Below are 25,866 nucleotides of genomic sequence, written 5' to 3'. Positions count from 1 at the left end.
CTTGCTAAAAATTCAGGACATTCACTGCCGCTACGACACCAACAATGTGGTCAATGGCGTCAGTTTTCACGTCCACAACGGTGATATTTGCAGCCTGCTGGGCCCCAGCGGCTGCGGTAAAACCACTATCCTGCGCGCGATTGCCGGTTTCCAGCCTCTTCACAAAGGGCAGATCCTGCTCAACGAGCAAACCCTCAGCCAACCCGGCATGCAGCTGCCACCCGAACAGCGCCACATCGGCATGGTGTTTCAGGACTACGCCCTATTCCCCCACCTGAATGTTATCGACAACATTCGTTTTGGCTTAAAAAAACTGTCGCATAAAGAGCAACAGCAGCGCGTCCGCCGACTGCTCTCCCTCGTTCGCCTGGACGGCGTGGAAAAACGCTATCCACACGAGTTATCCGGTGGCCAGCAACAGCGTATTGCACTGGCCCGCGCACTCGCCCCCAACCCTCAGCTGTTGTTAATGGACGAGCCCTTTTCCAACCTCGACGCCGAACTGCGCAAGAAACTGAGTTTGGAAGTGCGGGATATTCTCAAAGAGCTGGGCATCAGCGCTATTTTGGTCACCCACGACCAGCAAGAAGCCTTTGCGTTTAGTGATCAGGTTGGCCTGTTGCACGGCGGTCATCTGCAGCAGTGGGATACGCCCTTTAATCTCTATCACGAGCCAACCAACCGCATCGTTGCCGATTTTATCGGTGAAGGCTGTTTCCTGCCCGGCCTGATCGGCACCGAGTCCAACACCGTGAATACCGAGCTCGGCGCCCTCATTGGCAACCGTGCCTATCCCTGGCCCACCGGCACGCCGGTAGATGTGTTGCTACGTCCTGACGATATCGTGCTGAGTGACTTCGGCGGCCTACGGGCAACGGTAGAGCGCAAAGTCTTTTCGGGCAGCGCCACGGTCTACACCCTGCGTTTACCCACCGGTAGCGTGGTAGAAGCCTTACTGCCCAGCCACCGCGACTTCCAACTCGGCGAAACGGTACAGATCAGCACCGAGCTGGAACACCTCATCGCCTTCGCCCAGGAAGGTGCAAATTTTGAGCACGCCCCCCGGCCTCATAGCGGCGCTGCATAAAAAATTTTTTGTTATAAACATTCCGTCTAGCGACTGTGGCCGCAGCAATTTTAGTGGCCACTCGGCGCTAAAGCCCGCCCGGCGGGCACTTGCGAGCAAGGCAAATTTCACCCCCTGCTTACCCACACTTTATCCACAGCTCATTCACATCATATGGTGCTTGCACCCACCCGAAAACCGCATTATCTTGTATCCCGATTTCCAAAAAACCCCATATATGGGTGGCGGCGTCAACATTCACCTATCATTGAATAACGCCTGAGATCAAGCTGTAGACAAAAAAACTCGCCCGAATACGGGTAAATAAACCAAGCAGCGCCCCGCAAACATCCGTTTTTTTGCGGCATCAACACCAACAACACGCGACCAGCATAGCAAGGGCCCTAAATACCATGCAGACCACCCAAGATAGCAGCACCAGCAACGCGCCGGTTCCTCCTACCGCCCCCAAGCAAGACGAGCTCAGTGCCACCGCACCCGGGCAAATCCGCGTTATCAAACGCAATGGGTCAGTGGTGAGCTACACCGATGACAAAATCAGTGTCGCCATCACCAAAGCGTTTCTGGCTGTAGAGGGTGGCAATGCCGCGGCCTCGACCCGTATTCATGAAACCGTAGCCAAGCTGACGGATCAGGTTTCTGCCACCTTCAAGCGCCGCATGCCCACGGGTGGAACCATCCACATTGAAGAAATTCAAGACCAGGTCGAGCTGGCCCTGATGCGCAGCGGCGAGCACAAAATTGCTCGCGCCTACGTACTGTACCGCGCGGCCCGCGCCGAAGAACGCGCCCAACACAGCCCGGAAGTGGCCGAGAAAACCCACCCCAGCATTCGTGTTAAACGCGCTGACGGCAGCGAAGTACCGCTGGACCTGGGTCGCTTGGAATTTATTGTGAACGAGGCCTGCGAAGGCCTAGAAGATGTCTCAGCCAATGCCGTGCTCGACGAAGCGCTAAAGAGCCTGTTTGACGGCGTGTCCGAGAAAGAGATCAACACCTCGCTGGTCATCGCCGCCCGCGCCATGGTGGAAAAAGAGCACAACTACAGCCTGGTTACTGCCCGCCTGTTGCTGGACAAACTCCGCGCCGAAGCGCTGAGCTTCCTCGGCGTGGCCGAAAGCGCGACCCAGCACGACATGGCCGTTTACTACCCCAAGGCACTGCCGGTTTACATTGAAAAAGGTGTCGAGCTGGAGCTGCTGTCGCCCGAGCTGCGCGACTACGACATGGCCGCTCTGGGCGCTGCTATCAAGCCCGAGCGCGACCACCAGTTCCAATACCTCGGTTTGCAAACCCTCTACGACCGCTACTTTATTCACAGCAATGAAGTGCGCATTGAGCTGCCACAAATTTTCTTCATGCGCGTTGCCATGGGCCTGGCCATGCGTGAAGAGAATAAAACCGCGCGCGCGATCGAATTCTATGACCTGCTGAGCTCCTTCGACTACATGAGCTCTACCCCCACGCTGTTTAACGCCGGCACACTGCGTCCTCAGCTTTCCAGCTGCTACCTGACCACTGTACCCGACGACCTGCACGGCATTTACGGCGCGATTCAAGACAACGCCATGCTGTCTAAATTCGCCGGCGGCCTGGGTAACGACTGGACGCCGGTGCGCGGCTTGGGCGCTTACATTAAAGGCACCAACGGTAAATCTCAGGGCGTTGTTCCCTTCCTGAAAGTGGTCAACGACACCGCCGTTGCGGTTAACCAGGGCGGCAAGCGCAAAGGCGCCGTGTGCGCCTACCTGGAAACCTGGCACATGGATATCGAGGAATTCCTCGAGCTGCGTAAAAACACCGGTGACGACCGCCGCCGCACCCACGACATGAACACCGCCAACTGGATTCCCGACCTGTTCATGAAGCGCGTATTCGAAGACGGCGATTGGACACTGTTCTCACCGAACAATGTGCCCGACCTGCACGACCTCTACGGCAAAGCCTTCGAGGAACGCTTCGAACAGTACGAAGAAATGACCCGCACCGGTGAACTCAAGCTCTACAAGCGCGTTAAAGCGGCTGACCTGTGGCGCAAGATCCTGTCTATGCTGTTTGAAACAGGCCACCCCTGGATCACCTTCAAAGACCCCTGCAACCTGCGCAGCCCGCAGCAACACGCCGGTGTGGTGCACTCGTCTAACCTGTGTACCGAGATCACGCTCAACACCAACAAAGACGAAATTGCCGTATGTAACCTCGGCTCGGTCAACCTTGCCCAGCACATCATCGACGGCGAGCTGAACCTGGCCAAGTTGGAAAAAACCATCAAAACCGCTGTGCGCATGCTCGATAACGTTATCGACATCAACTACTACAGTGTGCCGCAGGCTGAAAACTCTAACCTGAAGCACCGCCCCGTGGGCCTGGGTTTGATGGGCTTCCAGGACGCGCTATACAAACAGCACATCGCCTACTCCTCAGACGAGGCCGTGGAATTTGCAGACCGCTCTATGGAAGCGATCAGCTACTACGCTATTAAGGCCTCTAGTGACCTGGCCGCTGAGCGCGGCAGTTACCAGAGCTACGAAGGCTCACTGTGGAGCCGTGGCATTCTGCCCATCGACTCGCTGAAACTGTTAGTGGAAGAGCGCGGCAGCGACTACATCGAAGTCGACGACAGCCAGACTCTGGACTGGGACAGCCTGCGCGACGTGGTTAAGAAGCAAGGCATGCGTAACTCCAACGTAATGGCCATTGCCCCAACCGCCACCATTGCTAACATCACCGGTGTGTCGCAGTCGATCGAGCCGACCTACCAGAACCTCTACGTGAAATCGAACCTGTCGGGCGAATTCACCGTGGTGAACCCGCACCTGGTTAAAGACCTGAAAGCGCGCGGCCTGTGGGACGCAGTTATGGTTAACGACCTCAAGTACTACGAGGGCTCATTGCAGAAGATCGACCGCGTGCCCGATGACCTGAAGGCCATGTACGCCACCGCCTTTGAGGTTGAGCCACGCTGGTTGGTGGACTCGGCAAGCCGCCGCCAGAAATGGCTGGACCAGGCCCAGTCACTCAACCTGTACATAGCCGGTGCATCGGGCAAAAAGCTCGACATTACCTACCGCATGGCGTGGTTCCGTGGCCTCAAAACCACCTACTACCTCCGTGCACTGGCCGCCAGCTCTACCGAGAAATCCACGGTAAGCCAAGGCTCCATGAACAAGGTATCGGCAAGCGCCGCGGCACCATCGGCGCCACAGGCCGCGCCCGTACCACAAGCCTGCTCACTGGATGATCCAGACTGCGAAGCTTGTCAGTAATAGAACTAGCAGCACCCGGGGCGTTACGGCGCCCCACCCAAATAGCAGCGAACGAACACACACTTAATACCGAGGTAACTCACTAATGCTTAGCTGGGACGATTTCGATAAAGACGACGCACAAGAAGCGGCTAAACCTCAAACTAAAGAAGCACCACAGCAGGCCGCCGCCCCACAGGCTCCTGCACCTGAAGCGCCCAAGCCTGCTGTAGCCAGCCAAGCGGCTCCCGAGCAGCCAGCCGCCAGCGCACAAGCGGTAATGGAAAAAGCCAGCGCCTCGCTCGACAACCTCGACGTTGCCGCCGGCCTGGAAGACCTGGAAATGGGCGCTGCCCGCCTGCGCGTTGAAGACAAGCGCATTATCAACTGCCACCTGGACCTCAACCAACTGGTGCCCTTCAAGTACGACTGGGCATGGCAGAAATACCTGGACGGCTGCGCCAACCACTGGATGCCGCAAGAAGTTAACATGACCGCCGACATCGCCTGCTGGAAAAACCCTGAAGGCCTGACGGACGACGAGCGCCGCATTGTTATGCGCTCACTGGGCTACTTCTCTACCGCCGACTCACTGGTTGCCAACAACCTGGTACTGGCTGTTTACCGCCACATCACCAACCCTGAGTGCCGCCAATACCTGCTGCGCCAGGCTTTTGAAGAAGCCATCCACACCCACGCCTACCAATACTGTGTAGAGTCACTGGGCATGGACGAAGGCGAAGTCTTCAACATGTACCGCGAGCTGCCCTCCATCGCCAAGAAAGCGGCCTGGAGCCTGAAACACACCCAAGCACTGGGCGACCCCAACTTCAAAACCGGCACCCCGGAAGACGACCAGGAACTGCTGCGTAACCTGATTGGTTTCTACGCCGTTACCGAAGGCATCTTCTTCTACTGTGGCTTCACCCAGATTCTGTCTATGGGCCGCCGCAACAAAATGACCGGCGTTGCCGAACAGTTCCAGTACATCCTGCGCGACGAGTCCATGCACCTGAACTTCGGCATCGACATGATCAACCAGATCAAACTGGAAAACCCACACCTGTGGAGCGAGCAATTCCAGGCTGAAGTCACCCAAATGATCGTGGAAGGCATGCAGCTGGAAATCGAATACGCCAAAGACTCCATGCCCCGCGGCGTACTCGGCATGAACTCAGCCATGATGGAAGAATACCTGCAATTCATCGCCAACCGCCGCCTGTCGCAGCTTGGCCTGAAAGAGCAGTTCCCCAATGCGCAAAACCCCTTCCCCTGGATGAGCGAAATCATGGACCTGCGCAAAGAGAAAAACTTCTTTGAAACGCGCGTGATTGAGTATCAAACAGGTGGGGCGTTGAGCTGGTAAAGCCAACACTGTAAACACCCAAAGGCCCTCAAATGAGGGCCTTTTTTATTGGGCCTCTAACAACCCACCTCTTGCAGATAGCACCAATATCGCCCCCAGCCAAGAACGAGCTGGGCGGAAAAAGCTTGCGGGATTCGCGCTACGAATTTATGGTAAACGTCTAACGCAGTTAAGGATGTACTGCCCCACTGCCCAAGGAACGGTGTGCAAATCCAATTACTTTCTCGCCACCTCCCCTTTAGAAACGGCACGACCTACTTAACAGGCTTAACTGCACAATAAATGACCCTGTTAATGGATATTGAGGCGATTTATTTTAGGAATAGTCTTTTCCCTACAATGGGATAGACCTTCGCCGGGCGGAAACAAAAACGTGATAGATGGCCGCCCGACAATAATTATTATGAGGCCAAACTGGCCTCATAAATAGGCTGTTAGGCTCATAAGGAACATTCATGAATCAACAAGAAATTCTCTACGGATACAGCAGTGTTGCAATTGTCGTTGCACTTTTCGCTATGATAATCCTATTTAATGAAATGGGCTTTAGGGTGGGCCGATTTGTCCAATCACGCACTGATAGTGAAGTAAAATCTCTAACTGGATCCATTCAAGCTAGCATACTTGGGTTATTAGCCTTGTTACTTGGCTTTACTTTCAGTATGTCCATGCAGCGCTATGATAACCGCAGTATGGCTTTAATAGATGAAGCTAATGCCATTGGTACTGCAGTATTGAGGGTCCAGTTGCTGCCAGAAGAATTTAGAGAAGAAACCAATAAACTATTCAAGCAATACATACAGCTTCGCGTAGAGATTGGCCAAATCAATCTTACGAAGATTGAAGAGAGAGCTACATACAATAAAAAGATAGCCGATTTGCAGAATCAATTATGGGAGGTAGCAATATCAGCAACGGATGCTGATCCACGCCCCGCTACGACAGGCACCTATGTCAAATCCCTTAATGATGTTATAGACAGTCAAGGGAAACGAAACGCATTACTTCAAATGCAAGTACCGGAGGTTGTACTACTACTCTTATTTATTGTTTTTATCTCGTCTGGAGGAATAATGGGGTATTCCGCTGGGCTTAGTGGCAAACGTATATTTGCACCAATAGTATTGGTGTCATTATTAATTACATTAATTGTTTTTATAATTATTGATTTAGATCGACCAAAGCGGGGGCTAATACAGGTAAACCAAAGCGTAATGGTAGATTTACTAAATGGGTACAGAAAATAAATTACTTATGCGGCTTCCTTGCAAACATAGCCTAACAAGAACATGCATTGGACATTTGTAGTTCCCCCGTTTTGATGGATACCTTCTGATACCTCAGGAGGTAGTGAAGTGCCGAAATATACAAAGCCACGGAAGACGTGGGAGTATTCAAAAGACTTTAAAGTTAAAGCTGTCAGGCTCTCTTTAAAAGAAGGTATTCAGGTTAAAGAAGTTGCCGAGGGTCTGGATATTCATCCCTTCATGTTGTCTCGCTGGAGAAAAGAGTATCGTGAAGGGCAACTTCAGGGTGATGGCCGAAAGCGAGTGTCTGTGGAAAAAGAAAAGCGAACGCCGAGTGCGAAGACACTGACGGAAAATGCTCGTCTCAAGAAAGAAAATGAACGACTGCGTCAGGAGAATGACCTGCTAAAAAAGTGGCAACGGTATCTTGCGGAACGCCATCAGAGCGATTTGGATTCATCCAAAGATACCGAGAGCTAGGTGTGGCGAAGCTTTGCCGTTGGCTGGAAGTGTCGCCCAGCGGTTTTTATGCTTGGGCAAAGCGATCGGCCTCTAAACGCTGCTGCGAAGACGAATTGCTATTGAAGCGTATCACTAAGATATTCCATCAAAGTGAAGGGCGCTATGGCAGCCCTAGAGTCTATAAGGTGCTGAGATCGCAAGGCGTTGCTGTAGGCCGGAAGCGCGTTGAACGCTTGATGCGGGAAGCAGGTCTACGAGGTCGAGTTGTCCGCGTTACTCGGCGTCAGCCGGGCTTGAAACGCTTCAAAGCCCAGGGGAAGAACCTGTTGCGTACCTTGGCAGAGCCAACCGGTGTTGACCAGGTGTGGGTGGGTGATGTGACGTACTTAAAGTTAAATGGCCGGTGGCAGTATTTGGCCACAGTGATGGATTACTACTCGCGGCGAATATTGGGGTGGTCGTTATCAGATAGCAGGACGTCAGAGCTCACGTTATCAGCGATGAGATATGCGCTAAGAAAGCGGGAGCCGGTGTGTGGCCTTGTATTCCATACGGATCGAGGGATTGAGTATATGAATGGAGAGTTCCAAATATTATTGAGAACGAAAGGCATCCGGCATAGCGTGAATCGGCCAGGGCAGTGCACTGACAATGCTCGAATGGAGTCGTTCTTCCACAGTCTGAAGGCCGAGCTGATCCGGGGAACCGTGTTCAATGGTGTGAAGACATTACGTAAAGCCTTGTCACGTTACATCAACAAGTTTTATAACGAATGTCGGTTACACTCGGGAATTGGCTATTTGTCCCCGATAGAATATGAGCGCAGCGTAGTAATTTGAAATGGGTATCCATTTTATCGGGGGAAGATCACATTTTTTCCGTTGCGAAAATTGGTATTCGCTTCGCTCATTTTTCGCCAATTTTCCCCGCTCCAAAAATGCCAATGATGTTGGCGTTAACCATAATCCGGCGGAGTCCGACTAAATGAAAAGTGTTATTTTATTTGTGTTTCTGCTCTGCACAGCTTGTACGGCAGCGATATCTAAAAATTTATATGGCGATTTGCTTCCCATCGAAGAGATTTATCAGTCAGGAGATTACAAACTAGCAAAGTTGCGTATTGACCAAGTAGAGAAAGGAATAGGGAGCAAGTATACAGATCCGATAGATAAGAAAATGATATATGGATTTAAAGGATCGATACTTGCTGGTCTCAAAGATTATGAACAATCCATAATCTACTATCGTAAAGCGTCAGACATCAAAACTGACAACGCCGTCCTGGAAGTTAGAGATTTAACGACTCTGATTAAGATATGTGCTTCTATGCGTAAGGACGAATGTGCAAGAGAGGCATATCAGGAACTCCCTGATGCTGTTGCGTTGCATAAAAAGGATGGGGAAGCGAAACTTATACTCGATTTTAGCTACCTCGAAAAAAGTGAAACCGCGATTTCTGTCCCGGTCACGTTTGATATTGACGATGATGGAATACCAATAAATATAGTTGCGAAGAAAAGTAATGCAAGTAAGCGTTCTGTTGCTGAGGCATTAAAGCTTGCTGCTATGCTTCGTTACATTCCAAAAATAGTAAACGGTGTGCGGATAGAAACTTCTGGTGTAGAAGAAGTCATCTACGTAAGGCCCGAGTGGGTAAATGGTTAACAAGCACCTGTTGTCGCCCCTACGGGGCTGGGACAGTCAAAAACGCTGCGCTTATTTTGCCTGCCCCAAAGGTGGGCGTTAGCGCCATCTTGACCAAGAGTAATCCAATGGATTACTCTTGGTGTTATGCAGACAATCGTAGAGCTACCTGAATTCCTCAAGCGAGCACTGAGCCTTCTGAGCGAGGAAGAGAAAGCCAGCATTATCAATTACTTGGCTTTTCATCCCCAATCTGGAGACCTCATGCAGGGCACGGGTGGGATTCGGAAGCTGAGGTGGTCTGCCCAAGGAAAAGGTAAAAGTGGTGGGGTTCGCGTAGTTTACTACTACCACAATGGCACGATGCCGCTGTTTTTATTAACCGTATTCGGGAAAGGTGAGAAAGCGAACCTGAGCAAGTCAGAGAGAAACGAACTTGCGAAGCTCACTGCCCTTTTACGCAAACATTATGGTGGCAATGATGACTGATGCATTTTCAAGTATTAAACAGGGGTTGGCGGAAGCAACAGAGTTTTCCAAAGGAAAGCCCGGCAAAGCTGTTGTCCATGAATTTGGCCCGCTGGATGTTAAGAAAGTTCGAGCAAAAGTGGGCATGTCACAAAACGAATTTGCTTCTGCTTTCGGTATCAGTGTAAGCACTCTACGTCACTGGGAGCGTGGAGATCGCACCCCGCAAGGGCCAGCGTTGGTGCTATTGAATGTCGTCGCTAAAGAACCTGAAGTCGTGCTTCGTGCGCTGGCATCGTAGCGCTAACAGGAGCAGGCACCGTGACGAGAACCAACAGGATCAAAGCCATTAATTCTGATTCTAACGCCCACCCACCTATAACTACCGCGCCCCGATAGTCCCCGGGTAACGTCTGCACGGCCGGCGACTCACTGAATTAAAACGGAATGTCGTCATCCGTGTTGCTAAAGGATTGATCATATGGCGTGTTGTCTGCCGGGGGGTAGGGTTCACTGTCAGCGGCACTGGCGTCTGACTGGATTTTCCAGCCCACCAGATTATTGAAGTAGCGCCCGTTGTACTCGCGCCCGCGAATGTCGAAGCTCACGGTGACGTTCTGTCCAACGCAGAGACTGTCCAGCAGGCTGATCTTTTCTTTCAGGAATTCCAGGCTGATATCCTGCGGGTAGTTGCCGTCTTCGACGGTGACCACCATTTCCCGCTTGCTAAAACCGCTATTGAAGGTTTGTGTTTCCTGAATCAGCTTAATTTTGCCGGTGAGCTCGTATGACATGCTTCTCTCTCGGGGGTTGCGTTTGTGCCACAGTTGGCCAAACGCATTGTACCAATGCCGGATTGAATCACCAGACTTGGTACCAACGGAGCAGGCGTGATTAATTGCCGCCTTCTGGCTATCCCCTCTGGCTAACCTCTCAGTCCAACCCCAAGCACGCTTTAAGACTGTTGCCGATATCGACTATTTCCTCCAAACAGACTTCATGCTGCATGGGGTAGCTGCGGTAGGTGGGTTTAAAACCCATGCTTTGCAGGATTTGATCGGCGGTATGGCCCATCACTTCGGGCACCATTGAGTCTTGGCTGCCGTGGAAAATGTGGATAGGCAGGGCCTTGTTGGCCTCCGAGAGGGTGACTTCTTTGGCGGTGGCAAAGTAGGTAGACATCGTCAGCAAACCTGCCAGCGGTTTGGGGTAGGAAAGCGCGGTGTGGTACACCACTGCCCCGCCCTGGCTAAAGCCTGCCAATACGATGCGCTCGCTGGGAATACCGGCATCCAGTTCACGCTGAATTAGCTCGCGTACCGCCGCAGAGGAGGCTTCTATCTGCTCGGTATCGATCTCGCGCTCCAGCGACATGGCGAGTATGTCGTACCAGGCGGGCATGACCATGCCGCCATTGATTGTGACGGGAATCTCCGGCGCATGGGGGAAGATAAAGCGCACGCCGTGATTTTCCGGTAAGCCAAGGTGAGGCACCACCGGCACAAAGTCGTGACCGCTGGCACCCAGACCATGCAACCAAATGACAGCAGCATCTGCCGTCGTTTGCGGTTCTATTACTTCACATTTGAGCAAAATGCGGCTCCTAAGGGTTTGTCCGTTGCGGGGAGAATATCACGTCCAGACTAGTCCAGCCTGTTCTACAATAGCTTACGGCCCTACATAGAGAACGAGCAGGAGAGAACCCGCAGGCGGCACTATGCACACCAGAAAACCCACTGAATCGGAACAGCGTCATCTTTCGTAGCGCTAGAAAATAACTCCATAAGGCCTATTAATGAGCACACGTTTGATTTTCGCAGCCCTTGCGTGCCTCGGCTTAATCGCATGCAGTCACGACGGCACGTCGACCACCACTAGCGAGCCCCGAACACTCAGTGACATTAAAACCTCGGGGGAGCTGCGGGTACTGATGCGCAATGCGCCTACGATTTACTACTTGGACAAAAATAGCCACGCCGCTGGGCCGGAATATCAGATGTCGGAGGCGTTTGCGGAACACCTCGGGGTAAAACTGGTGGTTGTGCTTGAGGAAACCATTACCGACACCCTGAATGCCCTGAAAGCGGGAAAAGCCGATATGGCGGCGTCGGGACTCACGGTCACCGACCAACGGGAAGCCCGGTTCATTTTCTCCAAGCAAATAGAGAGTGTTACCGAGCAACTGGTATGCCGCCGTGGCGGGAACGTGGCGAAGTCGCTAGACGAGCTTCATAAGGTCTCGCTAGAAGTGGTTGCTGGCAGCAGCTACGAAGAAACCTTGCAAACCCTAAAGATTAACAACCCTCAATTGAGCTGGAAAAGTAATACCCAGACAGGCACCGAAGCCTTATTACAGAAAGTGTGGGACGGCAAAATTGACTGCACCATCGCCGATTCCAACATTGTCGATGTAAACCGCCGTTTTATGCCGGAATTAGTGGTGATGCTGGATGTAAGCGAGCAGAAGTCGCAGGCCTGGATGATGCCCAGCGGTAGCACGGCACTAAAGTCTGCAGTGAATACCTGGTTAGACAGCAGCGTGGGCAAGGCCACTGCCCAATTAGTCCACGACCGTTATTACAGCTACATTGAACAGTTCGATTTCGTCGATATACGCACGTTAGTGCGGCGCATCGAAGACCGTCTGCCCAAGTACGAATCGATTTTTGCGAGTGCGGCGAAACAACACAACCTCGATGACACCCTTATCGCCGCGCAGGCCTATCAAGAGTCTCACTGGGACGCTCATGCCAAAAGCCCCACCGGCGTGCGTGGCATTATGATGTTGACGCAAAACACCGCGAAGTCACTGGGTGTTAAAGATCGCCTGAACCCCAAAGAGGCTATTCCCGCTGGCGCGCTATACCTGCATAAGATGCGAGAGCGCTTTGACGACGCTATCCCGGAGCCAGATCGCACTTACATGGCATTGGCTGCTTACAATATCGGTCGTGCTCATATGCATGATGCGCAAACCCTGGCTCGCAAATTGGGCAAGGACCCCGCGCGATGGTCAGATATGAAAGAAGTACTGCCGTTGCTATCAGATAAGCGCTATTACAAAGATCTGAAATATGGCTATGCACGTGGTCTGGAGCCTGTGCGCTATGTACAGCGGATAAGAAACTACGAAGACATTATCAAAGGGTATGATGAGTAGGATGCAAAGCTATCGCCTCTCGCCGCAGTATAGCCAAACGTTCTACTGTGTCTTTGCAGGGTGGTAACGCTAACGTCGACATAAATTCACGCCTACGTGCACGTTTAGTCCACCTTTATTTGCTAGCATGGGGCATTCTTGGGTTCGAAGCGGGCAAGCGTGAAATCACTATTAAAGAAAATTTTCTGGCCAATTCTTAGGATTTTTGAAACGGCTGAGGCGCCCGCCAACTATAAGCCCTCTCACCGGGTGATTTTGAATATTGTCGGGTCACTGTTTGTATTGCTATCGCTGGGGTCCGCTGCAGTGGCACTCAACAGTGACCAACTTGGCGCGCTGGTTCCGGTAGTGGTGTTCTTCTGCATTGGCTTTGTTTCGCTGCTTGTCGGCGCCTTGGGCTCAGACAACGCGGTTGCCAAGATCTGGGGCAACAAATAAGCGTTCGCAGGCCGCTTCACTCGCCGATCAGAATCAGTTTTCCGGTTTCAGGGTCGCGGTATACGGTGCCCAACGATTCGTAGCCGCTGCCGTCTTGCAGCGGTGATTGCACACTGTCCGGCGCCTGCGGCAGTTCTTCACCCAGTGATAAATCCCGTTGCTGACGTGTGCTGTCAAAGTGCTGCTGAAGCTCGGGGCTATAGGCGACAAGCGCGGCGATCAAGCCGCAGGCAAATACCAGAATTATGTCCACCAGGTTCGCCATGGGCCCCAGTGGGTCGTCGTCGTGCTCGAAGAAGTGACTGCGCCGCCAATCATCCATTGCACTATTCCCCTGCGTCTGTCGACGGCGTTAGTGCCAGCAGCGCTCGGTCGTACCATCGGCGGCGCAAGCGGCCAAGTACAAAGCCGATCATGCCTGCCAACAAGCCAATGACCGTGGTATCAAAGGCCGTGATCATCGCCGTGGTGAGCACCTGCAAGTCGCCCTCACCCAACGCGGCCAGCCCTGGCCCCAATGGAATCAGCGTGCCCATGAGGCCGAGCATGGGTGAGAGTCGCGTAACAAAATCTGCTCGCTCGATGCGCCGCCGCCCCGTTGCCAGTAGCGCGGCGCGGCTCATGCGGGCAATGCCGCCAAAGCGCTCACCCAGCGCCAGGCCACACTCAAACACGGCCACTGCCAGCATAGCCAACAGAGCCCACACCACAGGCTCTAACAGCAGGCCAGATAACGTATGTAAAACATCCAGCGATAAACTCGAAAACACAGCGATCTTCCCTTTCTAACGGTTACGCATTAGCGCGCAAACCGCGCCGCATACCCACACCAAATATCACGACGACAATTGCCAGCAGCCAGTACCATGTTGGCGACATGCCACTGCGCGCCGACTCAGCCTGCTCACCGCCACCCTTCGCTGCCGACGCCTCCTCGGCACGCTGCTCGGGCGCTAGCTCACTCGGCGCCACGTGCACTTCACGAATGGTGCTGGGCTGGGCAGCCAGTTGCTCGGCGACCGTGCGGCTGCGCGCCAACACGGCCTCAAGCTCAGCGGCGCGTTCGGCGCTGAGCTGGGCTTTTACTAGCTCATACATAGGGTGATTGGCATGGGTGTGACCGCTGCCGGGGTTGCCGTGCTCAATAATATTGCTGGCAAACTGCTGGGCGAGCTGGGCGGTCGTTTGCTCACCGGCCTGCCAGAAGCCTTTGTCGATGGCCACCAGCATCACCGCTAGAATATTGGTTTGCACATAGCGCTTGTCGCCTTCACTCAGGAAGGTATCCAACCCGAGGTCGCGGCCGTCGTCGATGTAAACGTCTTTTAGTTCGTTCCACACCGCGTCGCTGATTAACTCCGGGCTGGTGACTTCCCAGCCCCAAAGGTACTCGACGAATTCACTGCCCATGGTGCGCGCACCGGCGTAGCCCTCGTCCATTAGCGGTTTAATCCACTGTGGGTTGAAGAAGCGACCGCGCAACTCGGTGGCGAGGGTTTTTTGTAGGCTATCCATACGCAGCACATCGCTGCGGGCATGATTGATTACGGCGCTTTCCGGCTGGCGACCAGTGACGGTTTCCACGGCCAAGTTAAAACCGCCGAGGTAATCGAAGGCGTCGTTATTATCGATCAAGCCATAAAGGTTACTGGCGCGCCCGAGAAAGGTTTTGGATACGCCAGCCAGCTGGTCGCGAAACACCTGCTGCGCCGCGTCGCCCTGTAAACCCACGCCAAACGCATGCCCCATGCGCTTGAGGTAGACCTCACCCAGCTCTTTCCGGTCTTGCCAGGCACCGGAACGCTCAACCAGTCGGTTAATACCTGCGCCGTAACCGCCCGGCGCAATACCAAAGACCCGCAGGCTGGCATGCCGCCCCACGTCACTGGCATGCATCCCCGGCTGCGCGGCGAGCATCGCGCGCGCCTCTGTCACCCAGTTAGTCGCTACTTGGTTTTTCTCCAGCGGCTCGCGACCACCGGCTGCGGTGTCTTCGATCAGCGCGAGCGCGGCGTTGAGTGCGGGTCGTAAATTGGGGTATCGCTCTGCGATGGTGTCGCGGCTGGCATCCAGTGCCATTAACACGGCGCGATCAAGTAGGGTCATGTGTCGACCGTATAAATCGCGAAACAGCCCGGAGGCGGTAAACAGTACATCCATGCGCCGGGGCTGATCCTCGCCAAGTTCGATGCGCTCCAACCCTTTTACAATACCGCGGCTGTTCCACACCGGCCGCATACCCAGCAGTTTGAGGCCGAAGGCCACCATTGCCCCCTCGTCCCGCACCGCATCCGAGGCCCAAAGAATCACGCCCTGTTTATCGGCAGGAACTGCCTCGCCGTATTTAGCGGCAACGCGCTGGGCGTTTTCACGCAGCAGAACCTCGTCGGTCTGCTCGCCGCGAAGTACCTGATCAGCCAACTGGCGCCCAACCTGATAGCCGAGTTTGCTGGGAATAAGACTGCCGTCCAGGGCGTGGAAGTTACGCCCGGTGGGCAGGGCCTCGGGGGTTCGGATAGGATCGTTGCCTTTACCCGGCGCAACGAAGCGCCCATTCAAGCCATTGAGTAGCGCGGTCATCTCGGCTTGCGGCGAACGCGTCAGGTCTCTGCGCCACGCCGCTTTTTCTGCCTCAGTCGCGCCGCTGTCGGCCATCGATGCCAACATGGTATCAACGCCGGCCGTGCTCCAGTCGCGACCCAATACATGCAGGCCCAGCGGCATAAAGTCTTCCTGAACATGGGTCAGATAGTGACCGACTTCGTGGAGAAAGAGTTCTTCATCAATCTCTTCAAAGCCGATACCTCGCACTTTTAGCTCTTCATCCATCGACGCTTCCAGCTCGTCGCGCAGGCCATATTCATCGATTTTCGCCCTGAGCTGCGCCAGTGCGCCGCTGCGGGTGAACGGGTCACTCGCGGCCTCGGCGCTCTCCACTAACTGCCGCACTTCTAATAGCTCATCGTAAAGCTCCGTGACTGCCAGAGGCGGTGTTAAGTGATCCACCATCACCGCCAAGCCACGGCGTTTGGCTTGAATCCCCTCGCCAACGCCATCGACGATGTAGGGATACACCCCCGGCAGATCACCCGCGATAATGCTCGGGTAGTCGTCTTCCCCCAGACCCACACCCCGGCGCGGCAAAAACTCATAGGTGGAATGGCGGCCCACATGCACCAGCGCATCGGCGCCAAAGTCATCCTGCAAGTAGCGATAAAACGCCAGGTACTGATGCGGCGGCGGAAAACTCAAATTGGCGTGCAACAGCTCTTCATTCAGTTCCCAGCCCCGCGGTGGCTGCGGGCCGACGAAGACATTGCCAAAGCGAACGCCTGGCACCAGCAAACGCTCACCCCAGACCATCACCTTGCCGGGGGCCTCGCCCCAGCCGCGAATTCCTTCAATACCCAGTACGACCAGCGCTGCCACACGCTGCTCGGCGGCCCGCCATGAGGCTTGGCCACCACTGGCCACGGCATCAATTTGCGCTTGGTATTCGCGCTCTAGCTGCTCCAACAAATCCAGCGCCCGATTGCGGCTTTTTTGACGCACACCATCGAGGGCGTGGTGAAGATTCGTGACGGTATTGTGCATACTCTCGGTGAGTAGCGTTAAACGCTTCTGGCGCAGTCGAAAATCCTGAAGTGCGCTGAGCCGCTCAAGCTGACTCACCATACGCTGGTGTAACTCACCCAGTGGGCCAGCCACCATTTCTTGCTGTACGACCTTGGGCAGCGTGGCAAACCACTGCCGATAATCGTCTGCACTCAGGCTGGCGACCTTGCCAGACATTTCCGCCAATGCCTGTCGGTCTTCAGGTAAATTCACGCCCCGTTCCTGCAGCAAGCTCAGCAAGGCCTCGGTATTCTCTGGGAGCTTTCCGGTGTGATAGCCCGCAGACTGCAATGCCCGCAGCATTTCCAGCAAACTGTCGGGTACGTTTAGATTATCTGCACCGATATTGTGGCGACCGGGAGGATGGTTGTAATAGACAATGGCGATCCGCTTGTCAGCGTTGCGCTTGTTTTGCAGCGCCAACCAACGCTCTACCCGCCGCAGCTGCCGGGCCAACTCAGCGTCGACCACTTCGCTGCGACGCAGCTTGGCACCGGTGGCCGGGTCGATGCCGGAGTCTGACGCCAGCGAGAGAATTTGCGCCTGTCCAATGCCCTGTAGTTCGGGCATGGCCAAACGGTAGTGCACCGAATCTGCCGGCAAACCCTGAGCGGAAAGCTGCCAGTCACTATAGCCCCAGTCCAGCACCCGCAGGCCTTTCAACACAGGCAGATTAAGCGCTTGCAGTGCATCGAGAACCGCTTGGCGACCTTCACCGCCGCCGACGACAAAGTCCTGCAGGGAAATAATGACCGAGGGCGTCGCCGCGCGCTTGCCAGCCATTAGCGTTGCGATGGTATCTACAGCGTCGACGCTGGGCTCACCCCATGCCGCCAATAACGAGACGCACTGCCACTGCGGGTTTGCGCAAATGGCGCGATGCAACGCCCATTCACCGTTGAGGTCGCCGGTATTGTGGTCGAGCACCCAAACAATGGGTTTATCGGCAGACAGTGATTGATCCAACTCGTCACTCGTCAGCCAACGCTCCCCTTGTTTACCGTGTAAGGCCAAACGCAGCGGCGCTTGCTCGCGCAGTGGTGCGGCATCACCGTCATTCAGCAGCGCAATCAACGACTCGGCATTCACCGCCGAACGGTGAATCCAATACGCCCGTGCCTGCAACCACGCGCTGTACTCAGGAAATTTTTGCTGACTGGCCGCCAGTGACTCAGCATCCAGCGCCAAGCCCTCGCTGCCCACAAACTGCTGACTAACCGCGCTGGAAAACGGCTGGCCATTGGCATCGCGCTGCAGCGCCATAAGCCGGTTGTCACTGTGCAATACAAAGCGGCGTTGACCGCGCGGATACGCCATTGCCAGCAGGCGTTCGACGGATTCGCCGAACACCCCGGCGAGAAGTAAGGAATGATGACTCAGCAGCAGCTGTTGTAAATCCGCGTCGTTCAGACGTTCTACTTGGCTAACAGTGCGAATCGCTATATCGGCCTGCGGCTTCTTATCGAGATAGCGGTGAGCACCCGCCACCAGCACCGAGGAAGAGCGATCGGAGACAATCACCAGGCTCGCCTGCGCCGCCGAGCACAACACGCTCGCTGTCAGCGCCAGGAGAAATACCAGTAGCGCCTTAGTCCGGTGCCACTCATTAAAATGCTGATTCACCCGAAGTCCCTTCCTATACGGCAGCCAAAGTAAGGCCGTGATATCGCGTGCAAGTGGACGTCTCGACAACTGGTAAAACCAGCTATGGCGCTCGCATGCCCACCCGCATGTGATTGATCAAACGCGGTTGTCGAATAGGGAGGAATTTAGAAGGGAAAACTGACCCTGCTACGTCGCCCACCGCAACTACGCACTGTGTTCAGGCCGGTCTCCGGGCTTACAGAAGTGGATCTCTCCAAATGTTTGACGCCTTCCCGTCGTGAGACAGTGGCCGTGCCAAACTACTTCTGATTACCGTTGCGGGGGCAGCACAGGGCTAGCATGCATGGCTACAATGAGCACAGTATGCGCACCTGTTTCCCGTTTAACCCACGTAAAATAACAATTGGGCACCTGGAACAGGGAGCGATCATACCGACTTAATTAAGCCGGTCAAGGCGAAGAGATGGCAAAGAGGTAAGCAATGAAATTCGTGATGGGGCGAGAAGCAGGAGCGTAATTTGATAAAACATATTGTACTACTCAACTGGAAAGTCGGGACCAGTGCCAGCGACATCGATGCGGTAACCGAGGGTTTAGCGAAGTTGCCCCAGGAGATTCCAGAGATACTCTCCTATCAATTTGGTAGCGATGCAGGCATTTATCGCGGCAATGCCGACTACGCGTTAGTGGCTGAGTTTCGCTGCAAGGCGGACTTAAAAACCTATGTTACTCACCCCAGCCACCAGCGCTTTATGAAAGCGGTGGCAAGCCCCATTCTCGACACCTTTCAATCACTACAATTTGAGCTTTGAACAGGCGGATCAAACTCGTTTCAAATATAAAAAAGGCCGCTGTATGCGGCCTATCGAACACAAGCAATTGTCGTTAGCTCAATGCCTTCGCCAGCGGGCGATCCACTCTTACTTTGAACGGCATTTGAATCTCATAGGTAACGCCTGCCACACGGGTTGGAATGGGCGAACCGGGCTCCAATTCCGGCGGCAACAAACCCAGGGGACGGCTGCGCTGCCCGGACACGTATAAGCGGTCCCCAGTGGGCGCAATGGCAATGCCGGTCACCTCAGTGAGGCTAGGGTTACCGGGAAGCTGTAACAGTGGAATGGTGGTGCGGTCCGGTAACAGCACCATGCAGCGCATAAAACCACCGTCTTCCACTACTAGCATTTCGCCGTCTAAGGTCATGGCAATATTGTCCACCCCTGTCAGCGGCTCTTCGGCATTATCGAAGGGGGAGCCTGCCACGTCATCGCGAGGTGCGTAGATGCTCTCGATGGTTTCGCCTTCAATATCAATAGCCCAGATATTGTCGTCACTCTTCGTGGAGAAGAAGATGAAGCCATTGAGATACCAAACGCCTTCATTACCGCCAAAGATCGTGGCGTCGACCTCACCCACCGTTGCAGGCTGAGCGCGGCCGTCGTCAATGGCATCGTTCCATACAATCGGTGTCGGGCCAGCGCGAGCGGCATCAATGCCGGCGGGGACATACAACACCTGCAATTTACCGGCAGTCATATCGGGGCGCTCATTGGCTACCGGCCAGCTGCTCGTCGTCCAGGCGGTGCGGTAAAAGCGGTCGGTTTCGCTGTCGATATCTTCGGTGTGGTAAATCGCTCGGCGCTCGGCATCGACCGCCACCATTTCGTGTGCTTTGCGGCCGAAGCACGGCAGCTCGACAGCCTCGCCGCCGTCGCGAAGCGGGCTGCATTCAAACATCTTGCCGTCCCAGATTTCCTCGCCGTTAATCCAGGTTCCCCAGGGGGTCGCGCCACCGGAACAGTTCGTGGTGGTACCACGCTGACAGGGGTAAGCATCGACAAGGTTACCCGCCGCATCAAAGCGCAAGGCACTGACCCCGCCGCCGAAAAATGGTGGCAAGAACGCGGCGGTATCGCGGTCTAGATTGCGGCGAAATTCCCCAGTCGGGTCTTGGTCGCGGATCGTTGTCAGGTCGCGTGCTTCGGAGTTGCTGACATAAATCCAACCGCCATCGTCGGTTCTAAAGGTGCCACCGCCGTCGGGGTCCGAATGCCAGAAGAACAGTGGGTCAACACTGGGTACTGGCGGCTCGCCAAATACCGCCAGCTGACGGGAGGTGAACCCCAGGGGCAGCCGAATGCCGTCGTCATTCGGCTCTTGCAGAGGACCAATATTGCGGAATTTGCTGGAGAACGTCGCACTACCGTTGCTGATGGAACTGGACGAACTGCCACCACAGGCGGTCAACCAGCTTGCCGTGGCGACACTGCCCGCCGAGAACAACAGGTTGCGCAGAAATAGTCGCCGCGACCAACCCTTGCGCTCCGCTTCTTTAAGTAATGGATTCATCCAACCTTCCCCTCTAGTTTTCTAACTACTAATTTCTATTACCTGGCCGCCGCGCCCAGCGCTGAATAATGGCAACCGTGTGACATCGAGATGACAAGCTCATAGGTTTTAGCATAGTTATATGACAGCCGTATAACATTACGTGGCTCTCGCTCAGGCCAACAGCGCCTCTGCACGTAACAGGTTTCGCACCCAGCCATGGGCGAGATCATGGTCCAGGCGCGGATGCCACGCCGCAGCGACGGTGATCGACGGCATCGTCGCCGCAATTTTTACCTCACTCAGCGGGCCTGACATCACCGATAACAGCCGGCGCGGGATCATCGCGATGAGATCGCTACCCGCCAGCAAACTCGGCAACACCGCAAAATTGGGCAGCGTCACCGCCACTCTGTCGAGTAACGGCGAGTGATGCAGGTCGCGGAACAAACCTCCCTCAAAGGCAAAGCCGGTGGGCGAAACAATGACATGGTCGAATCGTAAAAACGACTCCGCCGAGGCTTTCTGGTCGGCCAGTGGGTGCCCCTGTCGTGCCGCCGCAATGTATGGGTCGGTAAAAAGCTCTTCACTGGAAAAGTCCGCCGGCAGGGCCTGCGGAAAACTCAGCATCAAATCCAGCTCGCCGCTGCGAACCCGCTCTACCGCCGTTTTACTGTCCAGATCGAACAGGGCGACTTTCACCTTTGGCGCTAATGCGCGAATCCGCTGAACCAGTGGCACTATCAGGGCGATTTGCAGGTAGTCATTCGCAGAAATCGACAGTGTGAATTCAGCGTCCTCGGGGACAAACACCGGCGGTGCAATCAACTGCTGAGCATCGCTGAGCAATTGCTTGATAGCAGGGCGCAATGACTCAGCACGGGAGGTTGGCGTTAATCCCCGGGGGTTGCGCACAAACAAGGGATCGTCGAACAGGTCGCGCAGTTTTTGCAATGTGTAACTGACACTTGGCTGGGTCACGTGCAATCGCTTTGCTGCCTGGGAAACACTGCACTCATCCAGAAGCACATCCAGTACCTTCAGGGCATTCAAGTCGGCCTTTATGATATCGTTCATTTTTATATCTTTTATAAAATTTAATAATTTGATTTATACCATGTACATTTCTATAGTCCAGCCACACTCCACACCTCCACCCAATTTGGGAGTCGACTATGTCCTCGCGCAGCCAACATGCCTCAATTTGCCGGATGTGCCACGCCGCCTGCCCAGTCATTGTGGAAATGGAAGGTGGCCTCCCGGTTAAGGTGACTGGCAACAAGGCCAGCCCGACCTATCACGGGTTTTGCTGCAGTCGCGGCCAGGCCTCGGTGGAGCATATTCGCCACCCCGACCGCTTGCTGCACTCGCTGAAACGCATGCCCGATGGCCGTTTTGAGCCCATCGCGATTGAACAGGCAATGGATGAAATTGCCGAAAAATTGCAGGCGATCGTCGACCAGCACGGGCCTCGCGCACTGGCCGCTTACTTCGGCACTTACTCCGGCCCCTACCCCGCCGCCGGTACGTTGCTTGGCTCACTGGTGGCCTCGCTGGGATCACCGATGATATTTGCCAGCGCCACCATCGACCAGCCGGGCAAAGATATTGCCAACGCCATGCTCGGCCACTGGAAAGCCGGCCCCCAGGCCTTTGCCGACTCCGATGTTTGGCTGATGCTTGGCGGCAACCCCATGGTGACGATTGCCGGTGGCGTGCCCAGCCAAAACCCCGCGCGACGCCTCACCGACAAGATCAAAGATGGCATGAAACTCATTGTGATCGACCCGCGCAAAACCGAAACCGCGGCGCGCGCGCACATCCACCTGCGCCCGACGCCCGGCGAAGATGTCGCAGTGCTGGCGGCAATGCTGCATGTCATCATCAAAGAGCAGTTATACGACGACGCCTTTATCACCGAAAACGTGAAAGGCTTCACCGAGCTGAAAAATGCCGTCGCTCCCTACACCCCAGAGCATGCAGCTGCGCGCGCCGACGTTCCCGCTGAGCAAATTATTGACGCTGCGCGGGTATTTGCGAAGGCCAGGCGCGGCGTCGCCACGGGCCTAACCGGCGCCAATATGTCGGGCCACAGCTCGCTGACCGAGTATTTACTGCTGTGCCTGAACACCCTGTGCGGCCGCTTCGTGCGCGAGGGCGAGCCCGTCGCCAACCCCGGTGTACTACTGCCACGGGCAACGCCCATTGCCGAAGCTGCCGACCCCACCCCCTATCACAATGTTGGCGAAGCATTGCGCGTGCGCGGCCTTTCACAGAGCGCGGCAGGCATGCCCACCGCGGCATTAGCAGACGAGATTTTGCTGGAAGGCGAAGGCCAGGTGAAGGCGCTTATCGTCAACAGCGGCAACCCCGTGGCGGCCTGGCCCGACCAGCAGAAAACCGTGGCGGCGATGAAAAAGCTCGAGCTGCTGGTTCACGTGGATATCAAAATGTCGGCCACCGCCAAACTGGCCGACTACATTATTGCCCCGAAAGTCAGCTACGAAGTGCCAACCATTTCGCTCGCCGTCGAGCACCTGGAAAACTTCTCCTACCACTGGGGACTGTGTGAGCCCTTCGGCATGTATGCCCCGGCTTTGATGGACACACCCGAGGGCTCCGACTTGATCGAGGAGTGGGAGTTTTATTACGGCCTGGCCCAGCGTTTGGGCATTGGGCTATTCAGCTTCCCAATGCAATCCCGCACGGCGACGGTGCGAGAGGAGCGCGACTTTGTCATGCTTGATATGGACAACAAACCTACCAGCGACGACATGCTGGAGCTGTTGTGCAACCGCTCTCGCATTCCCTTGGATGAAGTGAAAAAGCACCCGAATGGCGCGCTGTTCCCGGAGGAGATTGTCGCGGCCGCCAAGCGCCCCGATTGCACAGCCAGGCTGGATGTTGGTAACCCCGATATGATGGCCGAGCTTGACGCCGCAGTGGCGGCCAGGCCACGCGATGACCGCTTTCCGTTTACATTGGTGTCGCGCCGGATGAAAAATGCGTATAACTCGTCGCTGCGGGATCTGCCACGCTTGGTGAAAACCAAACGCCCGTACAACCCGGCCTACTTGCACCCGGATGACCTCGCAGCACTCGGCCTCATTGATGGCGATTACATTGAAATTCGCTCGGCGCATGGAGCGATTGTTGGCATTGCCAACGCGGATAAAACGCTGAAACCCGGCGTGCTATCGATGGCCCATGCCTACGGTGACGGGGCGCTTTCTGAAAACGCGCATACCCCTGAACAGAAAGACATTTTGTTCCGTGAGGGCAGCAACACCTCGGCATTGATCAGCACGGATGATGACTACGACCGCTTCTCAGGCATTCCCCGTATGAGCGCCCTGCCGGTTGCCATTCACCCCGTACCCAGTCAACCCTCTCAGCAGTAGCGGGCGGAGTGCAGCGCTATTTTGGGAAAGCCGGCGGCCGCGGCTGAGCCTCTGGCCAGCGTTGCGGCTGACGCTTAAATTCGCTGAGGTCGTAGCCCATCTCGGCGATGCGCACCAGCAGCTCCTGATAACGTGTCTCCGACAATTGTGGTGAGCGCGCCATCAGCCACACGTAGTCGCGCTTTTCCCGTGCGATGATGGTTTCTGAGTAATCCTCAGAAACGTAGGCCACCCGATAGTCTGATTTGAACGGCCAAAGGAACTGCATCTTCCACTGGGTGTTTTCGGTCCCCTCCACCACTGTCGCCGAGGGGCGATATGTTTTGAGCGGGGCATCGAAACTGCCATCGCGAAAATGGTACGCCACGGCGATACCGCCGTCGTCTTTAAGCTGGTAGCTCTCTATGCCGTTGTGAGCATCGCGCTCGGGGAACAACGGAATAAAACCAATCACATACCAGTCTCCCATAAAGCGCTGAAGATCCAGTGCAGTTGGCGCAGGCAGAGCATCGCGTGCCGTGGTGCAAGCAGAAAGAATTGTCATTGATAGTCCGAGGATGGCCATACGTAACATGTCACACTCCATTGCTGTTTGATGTGCGTTGTACGTAAGTTGACCAAACTCAGAGCATTGAGCAATACCCTCTCCAGAGCGGCGCCATCTGCCGTTAACTAGGCAGTATGTGAATACTTACCTACATAGACTGCCAGCTTGCCGGTATTTCCGCCCTCTGCCAGCGTCGCTAAGGCTTTAGGCGCATTTTCCAAACCGTGGAAGAGCTGATTTTGGTTTACCAGTTTTCCAGCCAGAAACCACTGCTCGAGCTGCTGCAATATCGCTGGCACTTCAGCCATGTGATCCAGAATTAAAAAGCCTTCCATGCGCAAGCGGTGCAGAGTCACCAACGGTAAATTCTTCACGCCGTAGCTGTCATGCTTGCCGTATTGCGACACACTGCCCGAGGCAACAATACAGCCGCCGATAGTCATTGTGGGCAGCACCGCATCGAGGATTTCGCCACCAACATTGTCGAAAAACAGCTCCAAGCCCTCGGGGATCATTTCGCGAATGTCGGCGGTCAAATCGCGACTTGCCCGGTAATCAACGGCGCCGTCCAAGCCCAGCTGCTCTGTCAGGAATTCACATTTACGGCTGCCACCGGCGATACCAAACACCTGAGCACCGGCGGCCTTGGCCAATTGCGCAGCCATTAACCCAGTAGCACCCGCCGCCCCGCTAATCAGCACCCGCTGCCCCGCTTGCAAACGGCCGACCGTCATCAAGCCAATATGCGCAGACCAGGCAGTGAGCCCCAGCGTGCCCATGTAGGCATCCAGTGGAATATCAGTGTGGGGAGAAAACCTCAGCGTAAAACCGTCGTTAAGCAACTCATCACCGCTTACCACCTTGTAATCAGCCCACGACTGCAGGCTCATCACATAATCGCCCAGCGCGAAGTCCGGGTGGCGCGACGCGACCACTTTTGCGATCACATTACCGCGCATCAATTCGCCCACCTGCAACTGCGGCAGGTAATCGCGCTTCTCGCTAAGCCACAGTAAATTGGACGCATCGAGCGACAATAGGCAGGTTTCCAGCAGAAGCTGCCCCTCCCCCAACTCGGGTACCGGCTCGCTCACCCAGCGCAGCTCGTCGCCAGCCAGGGTGTTGTCGAGATAGCGGGCAATACGCCAGCCGTTGCTGGATTCCGGTGACATGACTCATCCTTTTTTAGCTATTGTTAACGATGCCAGCGCACTATACGTGGCGCAGAAAATTGCCCGCAATGTGTATCCACG

21 protein-coding genes and 1 riboswitch are annotated in these 25,866 nt (G+C 55.1%); of the genes, 12 read left to right on the top strand and 9 right to left on the bottom strand.

The genetic code is table 11. The features are described 5' to 3' along the window. Window position 1: 1 nt before the first annotated feature. From H573_RS0111740 to H573_RS0111700, 8 genes are all read left to right on the top strand, one after another. Window positions 2-1,087, top strand: a complete 1,086-nt coding sequence (locus H573_RS0111740; protein ID WP_027874443.1) for an ABC transporter ATP-binding protein — start codon at window positions 2-4, stop codon at window positions 1,085-1,087. Window positions 1,088-1,479: 392 nt separating this feature from the next. Further along, window positions 1,480-4,353, top strand: coding sequence for a ribonucleoside-diphosphate reductase subunit alpha (locus H573_RS0111735; protein ID WP_027874442.1), 2,874 nt, complete (start codon window positions 1,480-1,482; stop codon window positions 4,351-4,353). Between the two features lie 85 nt (window positions 4,354-4,438). Continuing rightward, on the top strand, window positions 4,439-5,698 hold the full coding sequence (locus H573_RS0111730; RefSeq protein WP_027874441.1) for a ribonucleotide-diphosphate reductase subunit beta: 1,260 nt from the start codon (window positions 4,439-4,441) through the stop codon (window positions 5,696-5,698). 455 nt (window positions 5,699-6,153) lie between these two features. Then, window positions 6,154-6,945, top strand: a complete 792-nt coding sequence (locus tag H573_RS0111725) for a bestrophin-like domain (RefSeq protein ID WP_027874440.1) — start codon at window positions 6,154-6,156, stop codon at window positions 6,943-6,945. A gap of 108 nt (window positions 6,946-7,053) precedes the next feature. Beyond that, a protein-coding gene (locus tag H573_RS0111715) for an IS3 family transposase (protein ID WP_154653886.1) occupies window positions 7,054-8,246 on the top strand; the annotation gives its coding sequence in 2 pieces (ribosomal slippage) (window positions 7,054-7,359 and window positions 7,362-8,246; 1,191 coding nt in all). A gap of 145 nt (window positions 8,247-8,391) precedes the next feature. Continuing rightward, window positions 8,392-9,072 (top strand): energy transducer TonB, encoded by a 681-nt coding sequence (locus H573_RS0111710; RefSeq protein WP_027874437.1) that lies wholly within the window; start codon window positions 8,392-8,394, stop codon window positions 9,070-9,072. 126 nt (window positions 9,073-9,198) lie between these two features. Further along, window positions 9,199-9,540 carry a type II toxin-antitoxin system RelE/ParE family toxin gene (locus H573_RS0111705; RefSeq protein ID WP_027874436.1) on the top strand — a complete coding sequence of 114 codons (342 nt, stop codon included), beginning with the start codon at window positions 9,199-9,201 and terminating at the stop codon, window positions 9,538-9,540. Further along, the gene (locus H573_RS0111700) at window positions 9,533-9,820 is read left to right on the top strand and encodes a helix-turn-helix domain-containing protein (RefSeq protein ID WP_027874435.1); all 288 of its coding nucleotides are present in this window, start codon (window positions 9,533-9,535) and stop codon (window positions 9,818-9,820) included. The genes H573_RS0111705 and H573_RS0111700 overlap by 8 nt, the downstream gene beginning before the upstream one ends. Window positions 9,821-9,956: 136 nt before the next feature. Here H573_RS0111700 and H573_RS0111695 read toward each other — a convergent pair whose 3' ends face one another. Further along, window positions 9,957-10,313 (bottom strand): DUF3127 domain-containing protein, encoded by a 357-nt coding sequence (locus H573_RS0111695; RefSeq protein ID WP_027874434.1) that lies wholly within the window; start codon window positions 10,311-10,313, stop codon window positions 9,957-9,959. A 139-nt stretch (window positions 10,314-10,452) separates the two neighbouring features. Beyond that, window positions 10,453-11,112, bottom strand: a complete 660-nt coding sequence (locus H573_RS0111690) for an alpha/beta hydrolase (protein WP_027874433.1) — start codon at window positions 11,110-11,112, stop codon at window positions 10,453-10,455. 202 nt (window positions 11,113-11,314) lie between these two features. Here H573_RS0111690 and mltF point away from each other — a divergent pair, with 202 nt between their 5' ends. Together mltF and H573_RS0111680 are read left to right on the top strand one after the other, a co-directional pair. Further along, on the top strand, window positions 11,315-12,679 hold the full coding sequence (mltF, locus tag H573_RS0111685; protein WP_036256629.1) for a membrane-bound lytic murein transglycosylase MltF: 1,365 nt from the start codon (window positions 11,315-11,317) through the stop codon (window positions 12,677-12,679). A gap of 159 nt (window positions 12,680-12,838) precedes the next feature. After that, window positions 12,839-13,117, top strand: coding sequence for a hypothetical protein (locus H573_RS0111680; protein ID WP_027874431.1), 279 nt, complete (start codon window positions 12,839-12,841; stop codon window positions 13,115-13,117). Window positions 13,118-13,133: 16 nt separating this feature from the next. Here the strand turns inward: H573_RS0111680 and H573_RS0111675 are convergent, their stop codons facing one another. From H573_RS0111675 to H573_RS0111665, 3 genes are read right to left on the bottom strand one after another with little or no spacing between them, the layout of a single operon-like run. After that, window positions 13,134-13,439, bottom strand: coding sequence for a DUF2149 domain-containing protein (locus H573_RS0111675; RefSeq protein ID WP_027874430.1), 306 nt, complete (start codon window positions 13,437-13,439; stop codon window positions 13,134-13,136). Between the two features lie 4 nt (window positions 13,440-13,443). Next, entirely contained in the window at window positions 13,444-13,887 is a 444-nt protein-coding gene (locus tag H573_RS0111670) for a MotA/TolQ/ExbB proton channel family protein (RefSeq protein WP_027874429.1), read from the bottom strand. Window positions 13,888-13,909: 22 nt separating this feature from the next. Beyond that, window positions 13,910-18,355, bottom strand: coding sequence for a cobaltochelatase subunit CobN (locus H573_RS0111665; protein WP_051171246.1), 4,446 nt, complete (start codon window positions 18,353-18,355; stop codon window positions 13,910-13,912). A 184-nt stretch (window positions 18,356-18,539) separates the two neighbouring features. Then, window positions 18,540-18,767, bottom strand: a riboswitch (cobalamin riboswitch). A gap of 88 nt (window positions 18,768-18,855) precedes the next feature. Between H573_RS0111665 and H573_RS0111660 the strand changes: the two genes are divergently transcribed. Then, entirely contained in the window at window positions 18,856-19,149 is a 294-nt protein-coding gene (locus tag H573_RS0111660; RefSeq protein WP_051171245.1) for a Dabb family protein, read from the top strand. 73 nt (window positions 19,150-19,222) lie between these two features. Here the strand turns inward: H573_RS0111660 and H573_RS18010 are convergent, their stop codons facing one another. Further along, entirely contained in the window at window positions 19,223-20,686 is a 1,464-nt protein-coding gene (locus H573_RS18010) for an alkaline phosphatase PhoX (protein WP_051171244.1), read from the bottom strand. Window positions 20,687-20,839: 153 nt separating this feature from the next. After that, window positions 20,840-21,742, bottom strand: a complete 903-nt coding sequence (locus H573_RS0111650; RefSeq protein ID WP_027874426.1) for a LysR family transcriptional regulator — start codon at window positions 21,740-21,742, stop codon at window positions 20,840-20,842. 98 nt (window positions 21,743-21,840) lie between these two features. On the opposite strand from H573_RS0111650, the gene H573_RS0111645 reads away from it, so the two are divergent. Beyond that, complete coding sequence (locus tag H573_RS0111645; protein ID WP_027874425.1) at window positions 21,841-24,066, top strand: molybdopterin-containing oxidoreductase family protein; 2,226 nt, start codon at window positions 21,841-21,843, stop codon at window positions 24,064-24,066. Between the two features lie 16 nt (window positions 24,067-24,082). On the opposite strand, the gene H573_RS0111640 is transcribed toward H573_RS0111645, so the two are convergent. Both H573_RS0111640 and H573_RS0111635 read right to left on the bottom strand, forming a co-directional pair. Then, window positions 24,083-24,610, bottom strand: a complete 528-nt coding sequence (locus tag H573_RS0111640) for a lipocalin family protein (protein WP_205618933.1) — start codon at window positions 24,608-24,610, stop codon at window positions 24,083-24,085. 128 nt (window positions 24,611-24,738) lie between these two features. Continuing rightward, window positions 24,739-25,785, bottom strand: coding sequence for an MDR family NADP-dependent oxidoreductase (locus tag H573_RS0111635; protein ID WP_027874423.1), 1,047 nt, complete (start codon window positions 25,783-25,785; stop codon window positions 24,739-24,741). Window positions 25,786-25,866: the final 81 nt, after the last annotated feature.

This window comes from Neomelitea salexigens DSM 19753, from assembly GCF_000422345.1.
Taxonomy (GTDB): domain Bacteria; phylum Pseudomonadota; class Gammaproteobacteria; order Pseudomonadales; family Spongiibacteraceae; genus Spongiibacter; species Spongiibacter marinus_A.
This window is presented reverse-complemented; position numbering and strand designations above follow the sequence as displayed.

What these genes read in the sequence shown, in the direction of transcription:
- H573_RS0111710 (WP_027874437.1), top strand. Translation starts at nt 8,392, where the DNA reads ATGAAAAGTGTTATTTTATTTGTGTTTCTGCTCTGCACAGCTTGTACG.
- H573_RS0111695 (WP_027874434.1), bottom strand. Translation starts at nt 10,313, where the DNA reads ATGTCATACGAGCTCACCGGCAAAATTAAGCTGATTCAGGAAACACAA.
- H573_RS0111705 (WP_027874436.1), top strand. Translation starts at nt 9,199, where the DNA reads ATGCAGACAATCGTAGAGCTACCTGAATTCCTCAAGCGAGCACTGAGC.
- H573_RS0111735 (WP_027874442.1), top strand. Translation starts at nt 1,480, where the DNA reads ATGCAGACCACCCAAGATAGCAGCACCAGCAACGCGCCGGTTCCTCCT.
- mltF (WP_036256629.1), top strand. Translation starts at nt 11,315, where the DNA reads ATGAGCACACGTTTGATTTTCGCAGCCCTTGCGTGCCTCGGCTTAATC.
- H573_RS0111645 (WP_027874425.1), top strand. Translation starts at nt 21,841, where the DNA reads ATGTCCTCGCGCAGCCAACATGCCTCAATTTGCCGGATGTGCCACGCC.
- H573_RS0111675 (WP_027874430.1), bottom strand. Translation starts at nt 13,439, where the DNA reads ATGGATGATTGGCGGCGCAGTCACTTCTTCGAGCACGACGACGACCCA.
- H573_RS0111635 (WP_027874423.1), bottom strand. Translation starts at nt 25,785, where the DNA reads ATGTCACCGGAATCCAGCAACGGCTGGCGTATTGCCCGCTATCTCGAC.
- H573_RS0111640 (WP_205618933.1), bottom strand. Translation starts at nt 24,610, where the DNA reads ATGACAATTCTTTCTGCTTGCACCACGGCACGCGATGCTCTGCCTGCG.
- H573_RS18010 (WP_051171244.1), bottom strand. Translation starts at nt 20,686, where the DNA reads ATGAATCCATTACTTAAAGAAGCGGAGCGCAAGGGTTGGTCGCGGCGA.
- H573_RS0111730 (WP_027874441.1), top strand. Translation starts at nt 4,439, where the DNA reads ATGCTTAGCTGGGACGATTTCGATAAAGACGACGCACAAGAAGCGGCT.
- H573_RS0111700 (WP_027874435.1), top strand. Translation starts at nt 9,533, where the DNA reads ATGACTGATGCATTTTCAAGTATTAAACAGGGGTTGGCGGAAGCAACA.
- H573_RS0111650 (WP_027874426.1), bottom strand. Translation starts at nt 21,742, where the DNA reads ATGAACGATATCATAAAGGCCGACTTGAATGCCCTGAAGGTACTGGAT.
- H573_RS0111725 (WP_027874440.1), top strand. Translation starts at nt 6,154, where the DNA reads ATGAATCAACAAGAAATTCTCTACGGATACAGCAGTGTTGCAATTGTC.